The 17038-nt window shown below is 62.3% G+C and carries 16 protein-coding genes and 1 pseudogene; 7 read left to right on the plus strand and 10 right to left on the minus strand.

The genetic code is table 11. From position 1 onward, the window contains the following. Window positions 1–6: 6 nt before the first annotated feature. The 9 genes and pseudogenes from ACI38B_RS05540 to ACI38B_RS05580 all read right to left on the minus strand — a co-directional run. Window positions 7–1587 carry an alpha/beta fold hydrolase gene (locus ACI38B_RS05540; protein ID WP_439729875.1) on the minus strand — a complete coding sequence of 527 codons (1581 nt, stop codon included), beginning with the start codon at window positions 1585–1587 and terminating at the stop codon, window positions 7–9. Then, a complete protein-coding gene (locus ACI38B_RS05545; protein WP_439729876.1) occupies window positions 1584–1874 on the minus strand; it encodes a hypothetical protein in 291 nt (96 codons plus the stop codon). Before ACI38B_RS05545 ends, ACI38B_RS05540 begins: the two co-directional genes overlap by 4 nt. A gap of 118 nt (window positions 1875–1992) precedes the next feature. Then, window positions 1993–2601: a DUF6466 family protein gene (locus ACI38B_RS05550; protein WP_439729877.1), complete on the minus strand. Its 609-nt coding sequence runs from the start codon at window positions 2599–2601 to the stop codon at window positions 1993–1995. Next, entirely contained in the window at window positions 2598–3617 is a 1020-nt protein-coding gene (locus ACI38B_RS05555; RefSeq protein ID WP_439729878.1) for a VWA domain-containing protein, read from the minus strand. Before ACI38B_RS05555 ends, ACI38B_RS05550 begins: the two co-directional genes overlap by 4 nt. Further along, entirely contained in the window at window positions 3614–4699 is a 1086-nt protein-coding gene (locus ACI38B_RS05560) for a VWA domain-containing protein (RefSeq protein WP_439729879.1), read from the minus strand. Before ACI38B_RS05560 ends, ACI38B_RS05555 begins: the two co-directional genes overlap by 4 nt. Then, window positions 4696–5265: a hypothetical protein gene (locus ACI38B_RS05565; RefSeq protein ID WP_439729880.1), complete on the minus strand. Its 570-nt coding sequence runs from the start codon at window positions 5263–5265 to the stop codon at window positions 4696–4698. The genes ACI38B_RS05560 and ACI38B_RS05565 overlap by 4 nt, the downstream gene beginning before the upstream one ends. Next, on the minus strand, window positions 5262–6254 hold the full coding sequence (locus ACI38B_RS05570; protein WP_439729881.1) for a DUF58 domain-containing protein: 993 nt from the start codon (window positions 6252–6254) through the stop codon (window positions 5262–5264). Before ACI38B_RS05570 ends, ACI38B_RS05565 begins: the two co-directional genes overlap by 4 nt. 8 nt (window positions 6255–6262) lie before the next feature. Next, window positions 6263–7336: an AAA family ATPase gene (locus tag ACI38B_RS05575; RefSeq protein ID WP_439729882.1), complete on the minus strand. Its 1074-nt coding sequence runs from the start codon at window positions 7334–7336 to the stop codon at window positions 6263–6265. A 222-nt stretch (window positions 7337–7558) separates the two neighbouring features. Next, a pseudogene (locus ACI38B_RS05580) lies at window positions 7559–8257 on the minus strand (uracil-DNA glycosylase); the annotation flags it as partial. 197 nt (window positions 8258–8454) lie between these two features. Here ACI38B_RS05580 and ACI38B_RS05585 point away from each other — a divergent pair. The 3 genes from ACI38B_RS05585 (at window position 8455) to groL (ending at window position 11752) form a co-directional block, all read left to right on the plus strand. After that, window positions 8455–9102, plus strand: coding sequence for a LytR C-terminal domain-containing protein (locus ACI38B_RS05585; RefSeq protein WP_439729883.1), 648 nt, complete (start codon window positions 8455–8457; stop codon window positions 9100–9102). 104 nt (window positions 9103–9206) lie between these two features. Beyond that, window positions 9207–9410 (plus strand): cold-shock protein, encoded by a 204-nt coding sequence (locus ACI38B_RS05590; RefSeq protein ID WP_439729884.1) that lies wholly within the window; start codon window positions 9207–9209, stop codon window positions 9408–9410. Between the two features lie 716 nt (window positions 9411–10126). Next, complete coding sequence (gene groL, locus ACI38B_RS05595; RefSeq protein ID WP_439729885.1) at window positions 10127–11752, plus strand: chaperonin GroEL; 1626 nt, start codon at window positions 10127–10129, stop codon at window positions 11750–11752. Window positions 11753–12064: 312 nt separating this feature from the next. Here groL and ACI38B_RS05600 read toward each other — a convergent pair whose 3' ends face one another. After that, window positions 12065–12358 carry a WXG100 family type VII secretion target gene (locus ACI38B_RS05600; protein ID WP_439729886.1) on the minus strand — a complete coding sequence of 98 codons (294 nt, stop codon included), beginning with the start codon at window positions 12356–12358 and terminating at the stop codon, window positions 12065–12067. A 153-nt stretch (window positions 12359–12511) separates the two neighbouring features. On the opposite strand from ACI38B_RS05600, the gene ACI38B_RS05605 reads away from it, so the two are divergent. From ACI38B_RS05605 to ACI38B_RS05620, 4 genes are all read left to right on the plus strand, one after another. Beyond that, window positions 12512–13606 carry a TPM domain-containing protein gene (locus ACI38B_RS05605; protein ID WP_439729887.1) on the plus strand — a complete coding sequence of 365 codons (1095 nt, stop codon included), beginning with the start codon at window positions 12512–12514 and terminating at the stop codon, window positions 13604–13606. After that, window positions 13599–14345 (plus strand): response regulator transcription factor, encoded by a 747-nt coding sequence (locus tag ACI38B_RS05610; RefSeq protein WP_439729888.1) that lies wholly within the window; start codon window positions 13599–13601, stop codon window positions 14343–14345. The genes ACI38B_RS05605 and ACI38B_RS05610 overlap by 8 nt, the downstream gene beginning before the upstream one ends. A 248-nt stretch (window positions 14346–14593) precedes the next feature. After that, complete coding sequence (locus tag ACI38B_RS05615) at window positions 14594–16369, plus strand: sensor histidine kinase (protein ID WP_439729891.1); 1776 nt, start codon at window positions 14594–14596, stop codon at window positions 16367–16369. 102 nt (window positions 16370–16471) lie between these two features. Continuing rightward, window positions 16472–16861, plus strand: a complete 390-nt coding sequence (locus tag ACI38B_RS05620) for a cold-shock protein (protein ID WP_015450651.1) — start codon at window positions 16472–16474, stop codon at window positions 16859–16861. The last annotated feature ends 177 nt before the right edge of the window (window positions 16862–17038 follow it).

Below are 17038 nucleotides of genomic sequence, written 5' to 3' on the forward strand. Positions count from 1 at the left end.
CCGCTCTCATCGCGTCATGCGGCCCTGCCAGTAGCTGGTTTCCTCTAGCGTGCCGCCGACGACTTGGCTGAAGTGCCGGTCATGCGAGGACACCGCCCCGGACCCAAGCGCGAGCGCATTGGCATACGCCGTTTGATGGAATTTCAGATGATGTGACATTTCACGACGTTTGACGCTTTGCGGCACCGGCGAAGCCATATCCGCAGTATTGCTGTCATGGTGTTCGGATTGTCGGCTGACCGAGCCGCGGATGGTGAGCCATGATTCGCCGGCCGGATTAGGCGTGCCATCCAGCGCCGCAACCAGTTCGTCGTCCATTTCGATGCTTGTCGTCCATACGCCTTCGCGGATTGGATGGTTCGCCACGGGCGAGCCTGCGGTGACGATATGCCTGATGTTGTACCCGCTGTCGGCGGCGAGTGTGGCGGCCACGATACCACCTTGGGAATGCCCGATGACGGCGACGGGGTCGTCGCGCCCGACGCCGGCGCGATCCATGGCTTCCATAACCATCCGCGCACTGTCGGCCCCGATTCTGGTATTCGCGTCGCTGCTCATCAGCTCGATATTCTGCGGCCAGCCGAACGGGGAATCCGCGTGGCCGTCGGTGCCGGGCACGATGACGAGCCATCCCACGCTCCCGTCCTCACGCCGGTAGCGTTGGATTGCAATCGTCGCATACGACAGGCCGTTGTCTGCTCCGGTGCCGTATTGGCTTTCGGCAAGGGAACGCAGTTGCGCGATGGCGCCGGCGATGTCGTCGACCGGTTGCACGACCTGCCGGGGAGGGTGCTGCCGGGTCAGATCGAGACGGTTGCCTTGCCGGTTATCGTTGAGTGAGGTGGTGAGTGCGGCGAGTTGCCCGGCGGCGATGTTGACGCGTTGCTTGGTGAGCATGCCTTGGAACAGATCGTCTGCTCTCCGGGCGCTGCCCGTGCCGCTGCCCGTCCCGTCGTCGCTGCCGGGGGCGTTGCCGCCTGCGATCCGTGTCACTGCGATGCCGCCGAGCACCATGGCGCTGAACCCTGCCATGATGGCCTCATGATAGGGGGCGGTGGAATGCAGCGCTTCGAGCGCCGCCTGCCGCGCGTCGCCGCCTGCTCGTATGGATCCGATGGATTCGAGAATCGAAGCGGCCAGCCCTTTCAGACTCGGTGCGGATGTGGCCAGCGGATCTGTGGGGATTGAACCGCCGTACGACGAAGCGCGGTGTTCGGCATCCATATACAGGCCGTGGGCACGAGCCACGAGCCGGGAGAGCGTATCTAGCCGTGCGGCTATGGCCTGGCAGTCGCGGGTCTGTTCATCGCACCAGTGCGACAGTTCGCGGTGCCGCAGGGGAATATGCCGGAACGCGTTGCCGGCGTTGCCGGGACTGCTGGGACTGATTTGTCGATTGGCCGGGCAGTATCCGGATTGAAGCTGGGAGGAGACAATGCGTTCGCGCGCCTCGGACCATAGCCTTGCCTGAAGCGACATCCTGTGCGAAGCCTGCTCAAGCGAAGCGATCAGTGCTTGGAACTGCTGTGCATCGGGGACGCTCAACGTCGGGCCGCCTGAGATGCTGGATGTGACCTGCCATGTCATTGCGCGTCCTCCCGGCGGTTGGCGAGCATGATGCGTGCGCGTTGGCCGATGGTGTCGGCTTGGACGATCAGCGTGTTGAGTGATTGTCTCATCAGTGTCGCGGCCTGGCCCTGCCAGTGTGCGGCGTTGGCGAGTGCCGTGCATTCGTCGAGTGCCGTTGCGCCCGCGCGGGTGTGGAAATACGCGGTGTCGAGTGCGTCGATTGCTGCTGCGGCGGCACGCCGGCATGTGCATGCCCCCGGTCCGCCTATGGACGGTGATGGTTGGAATAGTGTGAATGATGTCATGCTTCCATCGAAGCGTATGACGCGTCCTGATGCACGCTTGACGCTTTGATGTGGTCAAAAGTTGATCAGGCTTGTGCTGTCGCCGTTTTGTCGTCTCAAGCGCAAGCCTGACCGGCACTCACCATGGTTTGACGCTCCCGCTGGGCGTGGGGGTTGTCGTTCCCGTGGTGGAGCTTGTCGATGGTGAGGGTGAGGGGGACTGGTTGGATTTGAGCAGATCCTGGACCTGTTGACGTTGTTCGTCGTTCAACCCGTCCTGGGAAGACGATGGGGACGAAGAAGCCGACGGCTGTTGCGCCGAACCGTCCCCGGAATCGGCTGAAGAGGACGAAGCCGCGCCCTGCTGCTGTTTGAGTTCCGCCGCGATGCGCTTGGTCAGGGTGTGCGATGTGGCGCTGTTGGCGGCGATGAGCTGTTTGAGCTCAGGCAGCAGGACGGCGTTCCATGTCGCTGCCTCGGCGAACTGGTCGTCGGTCTGCTCTTGACGGGCCGCGAGCGTCGACCAGTCTGCAGTGGCCTTCGCCGACGCCGCCAAATCGGCTTTGAGACTTGCGGTGGCCTGGTTATAGGCGCTTTGGGCTTGCAGATTAGCCGCCGCGACTATGGCCAGAGCCAGCGCGAGGCATGCGAGCACAACCAGCGCGATGCGAACCGCGAGCGCGGCGCGTTTCGCGCCGGTGGTAGGCGGTTCCGGCAGCGAGTTCGATGTGCCGTTCGTAGCGGTCATAGCAGTCTCCTTGACATTCCTACCCATGCACCGAACTCCCATGCCAGCAGCGCGGCGATGGCGATGGCGATCGGCCAGACCACGGGTGTGGTACGTTGCCGTGTCTTTGCGGTGGAGGTGGTCCGCCACGTCTTGGACGCCTTCGGCAGCGAATCGGTCGCGGTGTGGGTGGCGTCCAGCATGACAGCGGTGCCGCTGAGCTCGTCGGCGATGGTGCTCAGCGTATCCGGGCTGAGTTTTGAAATACCGGGCTGGCCGGTGGTCGGGTCGGTCACCCAGGTTTCCTGGCCGTCAGGACTGTCATCTGAACCGTCGGCGGGGATTTGTCCGCCTGTGGCCGATCCGGTGCCCAGCACGAGTGCATCATCGAGATACCGGCGTAACGACGAGTAGGTTCTGCGCGTGGTGGTCGAGGTCTGCTCGCCGTCGCTGATCAGGAACAGCACAATGGTGTCGTCCTGATGGCGTTGGCGGATGTCTTTGAGCGTGAGCAGCAATTTGTCCAGCGGGGTGTCCAGCGACGATCCTGACGATGCCGCCGTGGGCTCGACGCTCAGTGAATCCGCCCAATTGTCGATGGCAAGCGTGTCGGGCGTCAGCGGGACATCCAGCGAGGCGCTCGCCCCGAAGCTTATCGCGGAGAAACTGGCTGCGGGATAGGCTTTGGTCAGGTCGTGGACGGCGTGTTTCGCGGCGTCGAGACGGCTGATTGTCGTCGCGTCGCCGTAGGTCGCGTCTTTGACCGCCATGGAGCTCGTGGTGTCGATGGCGATGACGATGTCGGTCGCGTTGACCGCTTTGCTGGTGGTTTCTGCGACGGTGCTTGGTGTCAACACTGCGACGGCAGTCAGCAGGCAGATCAGCGTCCGTCGCACGCATGAGGCCACGGTTTCGTCGCTTGCGGCGCGCTGCCGGATGTGGATGACAATCTCAGCGATCGCACATGCCGTCATGATCACGGCGAGCGCGACGCCTGCCGGCCAGCCGAGTGCGGGGGATAGTGTCCATCCGTTCATCGTCTCAGCCTCCAAGCGAATGCGAGCCATACGATGATGCACACCGCGAGGGCGAGTGTCCACCAGCCCGGGGCGTCATCGACGGCTGATTGCGCGTCGCGTTTGCTGTGCGCGCTTTGGCGCTCTTCGATGGTCCGGACCATGGATTCGATTGATGAGCCGTCGGCTTGGGACATGAACGTGCCGCCGTGCGATTCAATCTGCTTTTTGAGGCTGGTGGTCGTTGTGTCGCTCAGGCTCTCCTTGGCACCGGCATACACCGCGTCCACGCTGATGGAGGCCGTGCGGGTCAAGTCGAGTGCCTGCTTGAGCGTGTAGGTCTCCTGCCCGGACACGACATTGTCAGTAGCCAGCACGATGGATGACGAACGCCGGCGCGCGGCGCCTTTGGCGGAGGACGCCGGCTGCGCAGCATTGCCGTACGCGAAACCGGGCAGCATCGCCGCGCAGCTGACGAGCCCGTCGCCGATCAGGGATGTCGCGTTGGTCTTGTTCTGTGTGCCGTCCAGCCAATCGGAGACCTTCTGATAGTCTTCATCGCTCATCTTGTCGATGTCATCCTGCGTCTGCACGCCTTTGAGAATCGATGCGGCGGATTTGAGCTGGCTGGTCACCAGCGCATAGTCGTCGGTCAGCGGGAACACTGTGCGTGAAGTCGAGTTGAAGATGCTCATGCCGATGCGCTCGCCTTGGAAATTCGACACGAGTTTGAGATACGTGTCGATGATTTGCCGGTCGTAGGGGAGTGTGGAGCCGGACACGTCGAGGCATAGGACGATATCGCGGCTCGCCGAGCGTTCCTGTTCCTCGTTGATGGTCGAGGGCCGGGCGACCAGTGAGACGGATAGGATCAGTGCCGCGACGAGTGCGCCCGCCGCAATCCGGTTGAAGGTCCTCCATTGGCGGAACAGCTCGGAGGCATGCTCGGTGTTCAGGTCTTCGTCAAGGCTGTACGATTTGAGGTCGGGATTGCGCCCGGACGCCTTGCGTTCCCGCCATGCGGCGAACACTGAGGCGCCTGCCGCGATTACGCAGGCGGCGCCCAAGGCGATTAGCGCGGCCCAAGGCCATTGCCATCTCATCGGCGCCACCTTTCAACGAGTGTGGATACCCATTCGGCTCCCTGTTCGACGCTGGTCGACCGGGCTGCGTCATTGTACCGTTCATCAGCGAATTCCGGTGGATACAAGGCCGCGATGGTCTGACGCAGCAGCATGAATCCGGCTTTCTCGTTGCCTGTGGACGTCGGTATCGTGCGGTTGAGATCTGACAGGGTCCGGGTTTCCATGGTGTCGTCCGCCATACCGGATGCGTATGCGCGTGCCAGCGAGGCGAGTTGGGCGAAGGCTTGGTCTCGGCTGATGTCGCCCGCATGGAATCGGTCTACCACTTCGTCGATGCGCCGGTGCCACACCCGGGTGCCGCTGGTCTGGTGATGCACCCCGCGATGCGCTCGCTTGGCCTGTGGGCGGGATCGACGCGGTTTGGACAGCACGACAGCCAAGACGACAAACAGGCATGCCAAGGCGAGCGAGGCCGCAAGGACAGCAGCGATGGCGCCGGCGCCGGTGTACGGCTGCTCGGGTTTGAGATCGTCGAGCTTGATGGCCGCAACGATAGGGACGATGGCGGTGATAGCAGTGCTCATAAGCGTTCTCCTGCCTTGCCGGTCGCGCCAACGGCCTGCGGGGGAGCCACCGGGTGGGTCGAGAAGCCGGTGCGTGCAAGTGTCACGGATACCGTGCGCACGAAAGAGCGGAACATGGCTTCGCTTGATGGAGCGCGCATAAGCGTCGAACCCCCGGCATGCAACTGGGCTTCGAGCTGGGCGGCGAGATAGCTGCGGTGAGTGTCCACTTCGCGTTTGCTCACGGCGTCGATGAGGAACGCCGGCAACCTTCTGCCGGTATCGGCGTCGGCGACCGCACGCTGACGGACAGTGAACGGATTGATGGTCTCCACATCGACAATCACCATCGGGTGGGTCCGAGCGATGGCATGGATCGCGCCGAGCTGGCGCTCGCCAAGCGCGTGCTCGTCGGTCGCCAGCACGATTAAGGCGTTACGGTCGCTGATCCGCCGCGCATAATCCAACAGGGCATCCATATTGCGCGGATGGTCCCAAGGGCGTTCCAGCGCGCGGTCGAGCGTGTGCTCGAACTGGGCGAAACCGCCATGGAACGGCACTCTGGTGATACTCGCCGAATCAGCGCAGACCAAGGAGATGTCGTCGGACCTGCGCAAGCTCAACGCGGCAAACATCCGCAGGCCGTTCGCCGCAACCTGCCACGCCATTTCCCCCGACTCGCACGAGCCGGTCATCTCCCGGCCTGTGTCCATTAGCATCCATACGCGAGACGTGACCCGCCGCTGCCTGTGGACGACCATTGGCCTGCCACTGCGCGCGCTTGTATGCCAATCGATGCGACGCGCCTCGTCTCCGGGCTCGTACGGGCGGATGTCCATGATGTCGTCGCTGCCGAACCGCCGGTGGGAAGGGTGTTCGCCTTCAAGGGTGCCCAACGCCCGCCGGACGGTCGGCAAACTGAGCGTGGTGGCGAGCGCTTCGATTTTCCTGCGGATTGCGTCGCCGCCGGTCATGTCTCCGGCAATGCTGCCGTTTGCGGTGCCTGTCATGCCGTCGATCATGGCACCGGCACCGTCGCCACGACGGAGTCGACCACCTGGTCGCTGGTCACCCCGTCGGCGAGCGCTTCGAAGGTCAGCAGGATGCGGTGGCGCAGGATTTCATGCGCGAACATCCTGACGTCTTCAGGAATCACATAGTCGCGTCCGGCGAGCAGGGCGGCTGCCTGTCCGACGCGGATGAGCGCAATGGAAGCGCGCGGGCTGGCACCGAGACGGACCTTTGCCGACAAATCCGCGATTGGGTGGGTTCCGGCGCCTCGGGAGGTCGCCACGATATCGACCGCATAGCCCATGATCGCTTCGGAGACGTGAACCCGTCGGGCGGCGGCGCGCAGGAACTCGACGTCGGCAAGCGAGAGAACGTCGCCTTCGAGCATTTTGGCGTCGACGGTGTCGGAACCGCGTTTGGTGAGCATGGCAAGCATGCGCTGCTCCTCGTCAGCGCTGGGATAGCCCATGACCGCCTTCATTGTGAATCGGTCCATCTGCGCTTCAGGCAGATTGAACGTGCCTTCTTCCTCAATCGGGTTCTCGGTGGCGATCACCATGAACGGCTGCGGCAGCGCGATACGTTCCCCGCCGATGGTCGTGGCGCCTTCGGCCATCGCTTCGAGCATCGCGGACTGGGTTTTCGCGTTGGAACGGTTGATTTCGTCAAGCAGCACGAAATTCGCGTGAATCGGGCCGATTTGTGTGCTGAACCGCTGCGTGGAGAAGTCGAAGACCTGGGTGCCTACCAGGTCGGACGGCATGAGGTCGGGGGTGCATTGCACGCGTTTGAAACTGCCCGACACTGATGTCGCCAGCGTCTGCGCTGCGGTCGTTTTGGCCAAGCCGGGGACAGATTCGATGAGGATATGCCCTCCGGAGACCATGGTGACAATCAGCGCTTCACGCAGGTTGTCCTGGCCCACGAGGGTTTGCGCGAACCGTGCGCGGATGCGGTCGGCCAGCTGCCGTGCGTGGTTGAGATCGTCGGGCGACAGGCCCGCGGATGTCGGGGTTGTCGGTTGTTGCGGCATCGGCGGCATCGGTTGCGGGATGTTCGGTTGTGGTGGGAAAAGTGCCATGGTGTGCTCCAACGATTGGTGGCTGGTCGGGTTGCGGTCGGTTGGCCGCAGACCGGTATCCCAGCATAGTAGCGGATTAGGATGCCTCGCTTACAGCAGAGGTGTCATGGTGGGCGCTTGCGGTGCGGGGGTTGCCGGGGTGTCGGCTCGGGGCACCAGCGGCGGTATCGGCTTGGAGGCCGTAGGTTGCAGCTGCCCGTAGGCGGGGGATGTGGCGGGCGGAAGCGCCCAGTCCACGGGTTGCGCACCCATGGCGACCAGCGCCTGGTTGGCCCGAGAGAACGGGCGCGACCCGAAGAAACCGCGCGAGGCCGACAAGGGGCTCGGATGCGGGGATTCGATGATCGCGGCGTTCGTCAGCAGCGGTTTGAGTGTCTGCGCATTGCGTCCCCACAGGATCGCGACCAAAGGCTTCGGCTTGCCCTCTTGGTCGGTACGGGCGTTGAGAGCGCGGATCGCCTCGTCGGTGATATGTTCCCATCCTTTGCCCTGATGGCTGTTGGGACGGCCGACTTGAACGGTCAGGCATCTGTTGAGCAGTATGACCCCGCGTTGTGTCCATGGGGTCAGATCGCCGTTGGACGGCGTGGGAACGCCCAAATCGTCGCTGAGCTCCTTATAGATATTGATCAGGCTTTTCGGCAACGGCTTCACGTCAGGGGCGACGCAGAAGCTCAGTCCCACCGGGTGACCGGGCGTCGGATACGGGTCCTGCCCGACAATCAGCACTTTGATGCTGTCGAAGGGGATGGTGAACGCGCGCAGGACATTGCGCCCCGCGGGAAGATAATGGCGTCCCGCCGCGATTTCGGCCCGCAGGAAATCCCCCATCCGGTGGATATCCGGTTCCACGTCGGCCAGCGCTGCGGCCCACCCGGGGTCAATGATCTCGGACAGCGGTTTGACATGAGCATGTTCCATGCCTACTACTCTAGGGCGTTGATGGACGTATGGCGCTAATCGGCGCATCCGCTGATCAGCGTACGGTGTGGAGACGGGCAAAGCGCGGCAGGACGTGACAAAGCTGTGGATATCCGACACATAGGCCGCAGTTTGTGCCGGCGCTGCCCGGCCGTGCATGTACACTCGATGATGGATCTATTCGAAAGGGACGGCATATGGCACGCAAAGACCGGAACACTGATGAGTCGTACGCGCAGGACGTGTTCGACAACCCGCCGCAGGGGCCCATTGGCGTGCACCGCGGCAATCGGTCGGTCGCCTCGCGTCTGGTGCCGTTCCTGATCGTGATTATCGTCGCCGCCGCCGCAGGCGTCGGCACGTGGGCCGTCATGTCGGGTGAAGGTGCCAAGTTGTTCTCCGGCGGCAGTAGCGCTTCGTCATCATCGAGCACCTCGGCCAAATCAACTGCGTCCGCTTCGGCATCCGCCAGTGCGAGCGATACGGCTTCGGCTTCGGCGTCCGCCTCCGAGTCGGCGTCCGAGTCGGCGTCTGCGTCGCCGTCGGAATCCACCTCGTCGCCGGCGTCTTCGTCTTCGGCGAACCTGTCCGCCCAAGTGCGTGTGGTCAATGGCACGCGCAAGACCGGATATGCCGCGAAACAGGCGGCGGTACTCACCGGTGCAGGGTATACCAACGTCGTGGCCGCCAATCCTTCGGGCAGCCTGCCGAGCGCGTCCGTGGTGTGGTATCAGAACGAGTCCGATCTAGCCACGGCGCAGGATGTCGCCGCCAAGCTGGGCATTTCCAATGTAAGCAAGGTCACCAATCTGTCCGCGCCGGTCGTCGTTGTGCTGATGAACTGACCTCTCGGCGTTTCGTTGCCGTGCCTCACTACAATGGGGCACCAAGTGGGCGGTAGCCGGCGTGAATGGTTGCGTCGGGCCGGCCCATGTGAGGGATGATCGAAATGGCACAAGGCACGGTGAAGTTCTTCAACGCAGGCAAAGGATATGGATTTATTGCCCCAGATGAGGGCGGGGATGATGTATTCGTGCATTACTCCGTTATCCAACAGGATGGGTTCAAGAAACTCGATGAGGGCGATCGCGTCGAATATGAGGCGGAGCGTGGCCCGAAGGGGTTCCAAGCGACCACCGTCACCAAGCTGTGACCCGGCAATCCTCTTGGACTTTATGGTGCGTGTGTCATCCTGACCGGTTCCGTCGATCAGCTTGACAGGCGCTCCATCTCATTTCAGGCGTCCCCGACGGGGCGCCTGTTGTTGTTTCGGCATATCGAGTGCCGCGGCTGTGGCCGCTGTAAGCGTAACTGGTTTGTGTGGTTTCGCAAACTGTTTACGTCGGGGCGGTTCTGGGCGTAACCCGTTTGTGAATGATCGGTCGGGTGCGCACTGCGAACTGTTCGTATTGTTCAACCTTCTGCCGACGCTGCGGTGGTGCTGAGCGTCGGCAGAAACAGAGGAACAACCTTCTGCCGACGCTGACGGGTGACTCAGCGTCGGTAGAAGCAGGGATGAGAAATTGTGGCTGCTTGTCGTGGCGTCGGGTCCTCATTCCTACGGAGTTGCTTTGCGGCACGCCATGATTGGCAGCCCGCGCCACGCAGGATTCCTGCGTGAACGGCGGCATGCGGCGCAGCATCGGGGCGGCGAGAGATCGGCGCGCCGGGATTATTCCCGTTCGACACTCGTGACACGCATTTCATGCCAACAGCGCAATACATGCGGCGATGTTGGCACTCGACGCTCGAGAGTGCTAATCTCCCAATTAGCACTCGGAAGCCGAGAGTGATAACCGGCAGCTGACGGTCGGCTTGCTCAAGGTCTCGGGTGGAAGTTCATACCGTGTAGCCATATGTGGAGGAACGATGGCAAAGATCATTGCATACGACGAGGAAGCTCGCCAGGGAATGCTCGCGGGTCTCGACAAGCTCGCCAACACCGTCAAGCTCACCCTGGGTCCGAAGGGCCGCAACGTTGTGCTCGACAAGACCTACGGCGCACCGACCATCACCAACGATGGCGTCTCCATCGCCAAGGAAATCGACCTTGAAGAACCGTACGAGCGCATCGGCGCCGAGCTGGTCAAGGAAGTCGCGAAGAAGACCGACGACGTCGCAGGCGATGGCACCACGACCGCTACCGTGCTCGCTCAGTCCCTGGTCCATGAGGGCCTGAAGAACGTGGTCGCCGGGTCCAACCCGATTGCCCTGCGTCGCGGCATCGAGAAGGCCACCGACGAAATCGTCAAGGAACTGGTCGCTTCCGCCAAGGATGTGGAGACCAAGGACCAGATCGCAGCCACCGCAACGATTTCCGCTGCTGATCCTGAGGTCGGCGAGAAGATCGCCGAAGCGCTCGACAAGGTCGGCCAGGATGGCGTTGTGACCGTCGAGGACAACAACCGCTTCGGCCTGGACCTCGAGTTCACCGAGGGCATGCGTTTCGACAAGGGCTATATCGCCCCGTACTTCGTCACCAACGCTGACGACCAGACCGCAGTGCTGGAGAACCCGTACATCCTGCTCACCTCGGGCAAGGTGTCCAGCCAGCAGGACATCGTCCATCTGGCTGACCTGGTCATGAAGAGCGGCCGTCCGCTGCTGATTGTGGCCGAGGACGTCGACGGCGAAGCGCTGCCGACCCTGATTCTCAACAAGATTCGCGGCACCTTCAACACCTGCGCGGTCAAGGCCCCTGGCTTCGGCGATCGTCGTAAGGCCATGCTGCAGGATATGGCCATCCTCACCGGTGGCCAGGTCGTCTCCGATGAGCTGGGTCTGAAGCTCGACTCCATCGACATGGATGTGTTCGGCACCGCCCAGAAGGTCATCGTCTCCAAGGACGAGACCACCATCGTCTCCGGCGGCGGCTCCAAGGAAGACGTGGCTGCCCGCGTCGCCCAGATCCGTTCCGAAATCGACAACACCGATTCCGATTACGATCGTGAGAAGCTGCAGGAGCGTCTCGCCAAGCTCGCCGGCGGCGTGGCCGTCATCAAGGTGGGCGCCGCGACCGAAGTCGAGGCCAAGGAACGCAAGCATCGCATCGAGGACGCTGTGCGCAACGCCAAGGCAGCCGTCGAAGAGGGCCTGGTGCCCGGTGGCGGTGTGGCGCTCGTGCAGGCCGCCAAGAAGGCCGAGAAGAGCGACGCTCTGGCTTCGCTGACCGGCGAAGAAGCGACCGGTGCGGCCATCGTGTTCCGTGCCGTTGAGGCTCCGATCAAGCAGATCGCCGAGAACTCCGGTGTCTCCGGTGACGTGGTCTTCAACAAGGTGCGTGAGCTGCCGGAAGGCCAGGGCTTCAACGCCGCCACGAACACCTTCGAGGATTTGATGGCCGCCGGCGTCACCGACCCGGTCAAGGTCACCCGTTCCGCGCTGCAGAACGCCGCTTCCATTGCCGGCCTGTTCCTGACCACCGAGGCTGTGGTGGCCAACAAGCCGGAGCCGAAGACTGCGGCTCCGGCCCAGGGCGCTGACATGGGCTACTGATCCAAGCGGTCACAAGCGTCCCGCATTCGCGTGAAACGACGCAAGTGACATATATGGATGCTTCAGGGGCGTCGACGGGAAACCGCCGGCGCCCCTGAAGCATTATGGGGCGTCTGTCTAAGGCGTACCGGCGATGAGCGTACGCTGCCGGTGATACGCCCTCGACAACCGCCGTAGCCATGCGTTTGACAGCAGTGTCGGCGATACTGCGCGGCAGACGACGACACCGGGCGCCGTCGCGCACGCAATCACGACATCTACCCCCGTAGCGCAGCCTCACGCGATGCGAGTCGCCGCTACAGTCCTACGCCGTCACGATATCGTGAACAATCGCGAAGCCTGCGCTTCGGCATCGGCGTATACGTTCGACGCTTGCGTCAGCGACATGCCGATTGCCTCCAGCGACGCGTCCATCTGCTGCTGCGCCGCCCGCCATTGCCTGATGACCCCGGCGAACTGCGCGGACGCCGAGCCGCTCCACACGCCGTTGAGCCCCTCAAGGTTCGCGTACATGCCTTGGACGGCCTGTCTGATCTGTTCGATGGACGAGCGCACCGCGGCGCTTGAGGACTGAATCTGTTCCGAATCGACTTGGTACTGTGCCATGAATGTTCCTTTCTTGCCTTTCTTGCTTGTTGACATGGTTTTCGCCTTACAGCGTTTGCGGTCGGCCGACCGTACGTCCCCCGTTTGGTGCAGCCGACCGCTACAGTGGACAATATGCGGTTTTTGAACATGTCTCACGTCCGTACGGCAAATGTGGTCAAAAGACGACAGCCGCAGCAGACGGCCATCTGGTGGCAGCGTGCGATCGCGACGCTTGTCGTGGTGTTCTGTGTTTTCGCGGTGTCGGCGTTGCCGATGCGAGCCGAGGCGGATGACGCGTCGAGCCCCAGTCCTTCCGCATCGTCGTCTTCCTCTTCCTCATCCTCGTCGGATACTTCGTCGGGCGCGACCTTGAGCACCGACATCACCGACCCGAACAACCTGCTTGGCGAGAACGTCACCAGCGTGACCGACATGATTACGAAAACGAAGAACGAATACGGCGTTTCGGTGCGTTTGCTGTATCTTGACAGTTTCGGGACGAAAACCAAGCCTTCGACATGGGCGAGCACCCTGCTGCAGTCAACCAGTCCGGAGCCGAACACCGTGTTGCTGGCGGTCGCCAGCGCGGACGGCAACCTCGTCGTCGCGGTGTCGAACAATTCGGACAAGTGGCTCAAAGACCAGAAATCCGTTGATGCGCTGTCGGAAGCCGCCTTGGAGCCGCTGACCGCCAAGAAAGGTGCCCCTGACTGGTCGGGCTCGGCCATTGCGATGATGAACGAAATCGGCAAGCTCAAGGAGACATCGACATCGGGGGACACGAAGAATTTCTCCATCGGGTTATTCATAGGTGTGGCGCTGCTGCTGGTCGCCCTGGTCGTGGTGATTATCGTGCTGGCACGAAACGCGAAAGGCGCCCACAGCAAGGGAGGCAAGCAAGACCGGTCTCGCAAGGCGATGCGCCGTCGTGGTGCGAAGCAATCGAAGCAGGGGAAGCCATCGAACCGTCACGGAGATTCGTCGAAACGTGCGCGCACCGCCCACCGCCGCAAGAGCCCCGTGATCGACAGCGAATTGCAAGAAGATTCGCAGGCGTCCCAACCGCAGGCGCCGGGGGAGGGCCGTACGGAAAACCCCTCCGAACACCAATCCGACCGTGCCGCCGGTGCCGAGGGCCATGCGTCAGCCACATCGGAGTCGGGCTCCTCGGCAGTGGATGAATATCTGAAGCGATTTTCTCAGCAAGTTGCAGAACATTCTCAGGAAACACGAAGACAAAAGAGGAATGCTAGGAAGCATGAGTAAACCAATTGAAGCATCCATCGTAGTTGTTGACGACGAGCCCTCCATCCGCGACTTGCTCGTCGCCTCGTTGCATTTCGCAGGATTCGAAGTGAACACCGCGGCTTCGGGCTCCGAGGCGATCGAGGTCATCGAGAAAGTACATCCCGACCTGATCGTGCTCGACGTCATGCTCCCTGACATCGACGGATTCACCGTGACGCGCCGCATCCGGCAGGAGGGCATCGATTCGCCGGTGCTGTTCCTCACCGCGCGCGACGACACCCAGGACAAGGTCATGGGTCTGACCGTCGGCGGCGACGATTACGTCACCAAGCCGTTCAGCCTAGAGGAGGTTGTGGCGCGCATCCGTGCGATTCTGCGCCGCACCAGCCATCAGGAGGCAGACGACCCGATCATCCGCGTCGGCGACCTCGAAATCAACGAGGATTCCCATGACGTGACCCGCGCGGGAGTGCAGGTGGACCTGAGCCCGACCGAATACAAGCTGCTGCGCTACCTCATGGACAACGAGGGGCGCGTGCTGTCGAAAACCCAGATTCTTGACCATGTGTGGCAGTACGACTGGGGTGGGGACGCCGCAATCGTCGAATCGTACATCTCCTACCTGCGCAAGAAGGTCGACGGCGTGGTCGTCGAGGATGAGAATGGTGAGAAGCACAAGGTCGCCCCGCTGATTGAAACCAAGCGAGGCATCGGATACATGATTCGCGCGCCCAAGACGGCGAAGAAAGACGCCTGATGCCGCTCCATCCAGGAAACGCACCGAAGGAATCCCCGCAATGCGCTGCAGTCGCAGGCGGGGATTCCGCGTCAACGACAACACGGAAGGCACCTGCTATGCCCGCAAGTTCTGCACAAACCAGCGCGCCCGGCGGCGCGTCCGGCATGCCCCGGGACGAAAGCGGGCAGTCTGCCAGCCAGGCCAGGTACAGCAGGCTCCCCAAGCCGATTGCGGCCATCGCACGCGGCATGGATGCCGTGCGTGACATGCTGGTCCATCGCTTCGACGCCATCCCGCTGAGCACCAAACTGCTGGCGTGCATGATGGTGTTGCTGACCGTATGCGCCGCAGGCATCACCTTCTCGATCAAGGAGCTCGTCGGCAACTATCTGCTGCAGAAAACCGACAATCAGCTCGCGGAACAGGCGCAGTTGGTCTACGACAACATCGACGTGTTGCGCAACAAGGACAGCAGCGAACAAGGCAGCGTAGGCCCGAACGACTACTTCATGCAGATTCGCGACACGAACTACCACATTCTCAACACGCCGCTCGTTCCGGTGATGCGGGAGAACGTCATCTCGGTGCCTGATCTGCCGCCGGACGGGTCGATGGGCGATGTGAAAATCGGCCAGCCGTTCACCACATCGGCGATTGTGCGCACGGACACCAGCACGGTGAACCGCTCCACATTGCAAGCCGCCAACGCCCCATGGAGGGTGCTCGCCCTGTCGTGGGGCAAGAAAGCTGAGGACGGCAGCGCGCAGATCAAGGGCGTGATCTATATCGGCCTGTCGCTGAGCGACCAAATCGACACCGTGAACACCCTGACGAAATACTGCACGCTGGTGAGCATCGCCATCGTGCTAATCGGCGCGGTCATCGCGACCATCCTGATCCAAAGTACGCTCGCACCGCTCAAACGCATCGAGAAAACCGCAGCGAAAATCGCCGCCGGTGATTTGAGCCAGCGTGTCCCTAGCGCCCCGGAGAACACGGAAGTCGGCTCCCTTGCCGCATCGCTGAACACCATGCTCGCGCGTATCGAGCAAAGCTTCAACGAGCAGCAGGAAACGACCGAAAAGATGAAGCGTTTCGTATCCGATGCCAGCCACGAGCTGCGCACCCCGCTTGCCGCAATCCACGGGTACGCCGAGTTGTACACGCTGCAGCGCGACATGCCGGGCGCATTGGAGCGTGCCGACGAATCAATCAGCCATATCGAGGCATCAAGCGCCCGCATGACCGTTCTGGTCGAGGATCTGCTCTCGCTCGCGCGGCTTGACGAAGGCCGAGGCATCGACGTCACCCAGCAGGTGAACATCACGTCCCAGCTGACCGACGCGTGCGACGACTTGCATGCGCTCGACCCCCAGCGCGGCATCACCAAAGGTGTACTTGCGCTGCGGCATGGCGGCGACATACAGGGTACGTGGCTCGCGTTCAGTCCCGGCGAGCTGCCATCAATCACCCTTACGGGCGACGGCTCGCGGTTGCGGCAGGTCATCACCAATATCGTAGGCAACATCCATCGGTACACGCCGTCCGATTCGCCTGTTGAAGTCGCGTTGAGCATGCTGCACGCGTCCATCACCCCGCAGCAGCTGGCACATCTGTCGTCGAATGCCAAGGGGCTTACATCCTTCCTTGAGGCGGCGGAAGTTGGACAAAGCCTGCAATCGGGCATGCCCTATGTGGTCATTCGTTTCTCCGATCACGGACCCGGCGTGCCGGAAGCTTCGCAATCGCAGATCTTCGAACGCTTCTACACCGCCGATCCGTCCCGCGCGCGGCAGAAAGGCGGCACCGGGCTGGGCATGGCGATTGCGCAATCCGTGGTCAAAGCGCACCATGGTCTGATCAGCGCGACCACGACACCCGGAGGCGGTCTGACGCTGACGGTTGTCCTGCCGATTGACCCCAATCAGACTAGAACGCCGATGCAACGCCCACAGCCACAGGCGCAGACCCGCGAACGCGGCAAGGAACGCAAGCCGTCCAAGGGCAGGAAAGACAAATCGTCGCCGTCCGACAAGAAGTGACATTGCCCACAGCCGATACGGAAGGCTATGCGGTAAACTGATATGTTGGTTCAATGACGGCAGGCGCGGCTTGCCTTGGTATGGAGTAGGAGAGGTGTGCTTATGCCCACGGGACGGGTGCGTTGGTTCGATGCGAACAAAGGTTACGGCTTCATCGCCACGGATCAGGGCAAGGACGTGTTCCTGCCCGCTGCGGCGTTGCCTCAAGGCACGACGACGCTGCGCAAGGGCGTGAAGGTTGAATTCTCCGTGATCGACGGACACAAGGGACCACAGGCGATGGGCGTCAAGCCGATCGCCGCGGGTCCGTCGCTGGTCAAGGCCACCCGGCCGAAGCCCGACGACATGGCCGCCATTGTGGAGGATCTGATCAAGCTGCTTGACAAGGCGGGCAACGATTTGCGGCGTCACCACTATCCTTCGCCGGCGGACAGCAAGAAGCTCGCGACGGTGATGCGCGCGGTTGCAGACGACTTCGACGTACAGGAATGATGAGCATGCAGACAATTGAGAATCCGCAGGACGAGCCTGAGACGCCACGGATCGACCCCAAGTCGCTCGCCCGGTCGGTGGCCATGACCGTGGCCGACGAGCCGGACCAGGTCGGGCGATTGACCCGTTCGATTGACGAGGACGACCATGTCACGGATTTCCGTTTCGAATCAAAGA

This window comes from Bifidobacterium sp. (assembly GCF_051876855.1).
Lineage (GTDB): Bacteria > Actinomycetota > Actinomycetes > Actinomycetales > Bifidobacteriaceae > Bifidobacterium.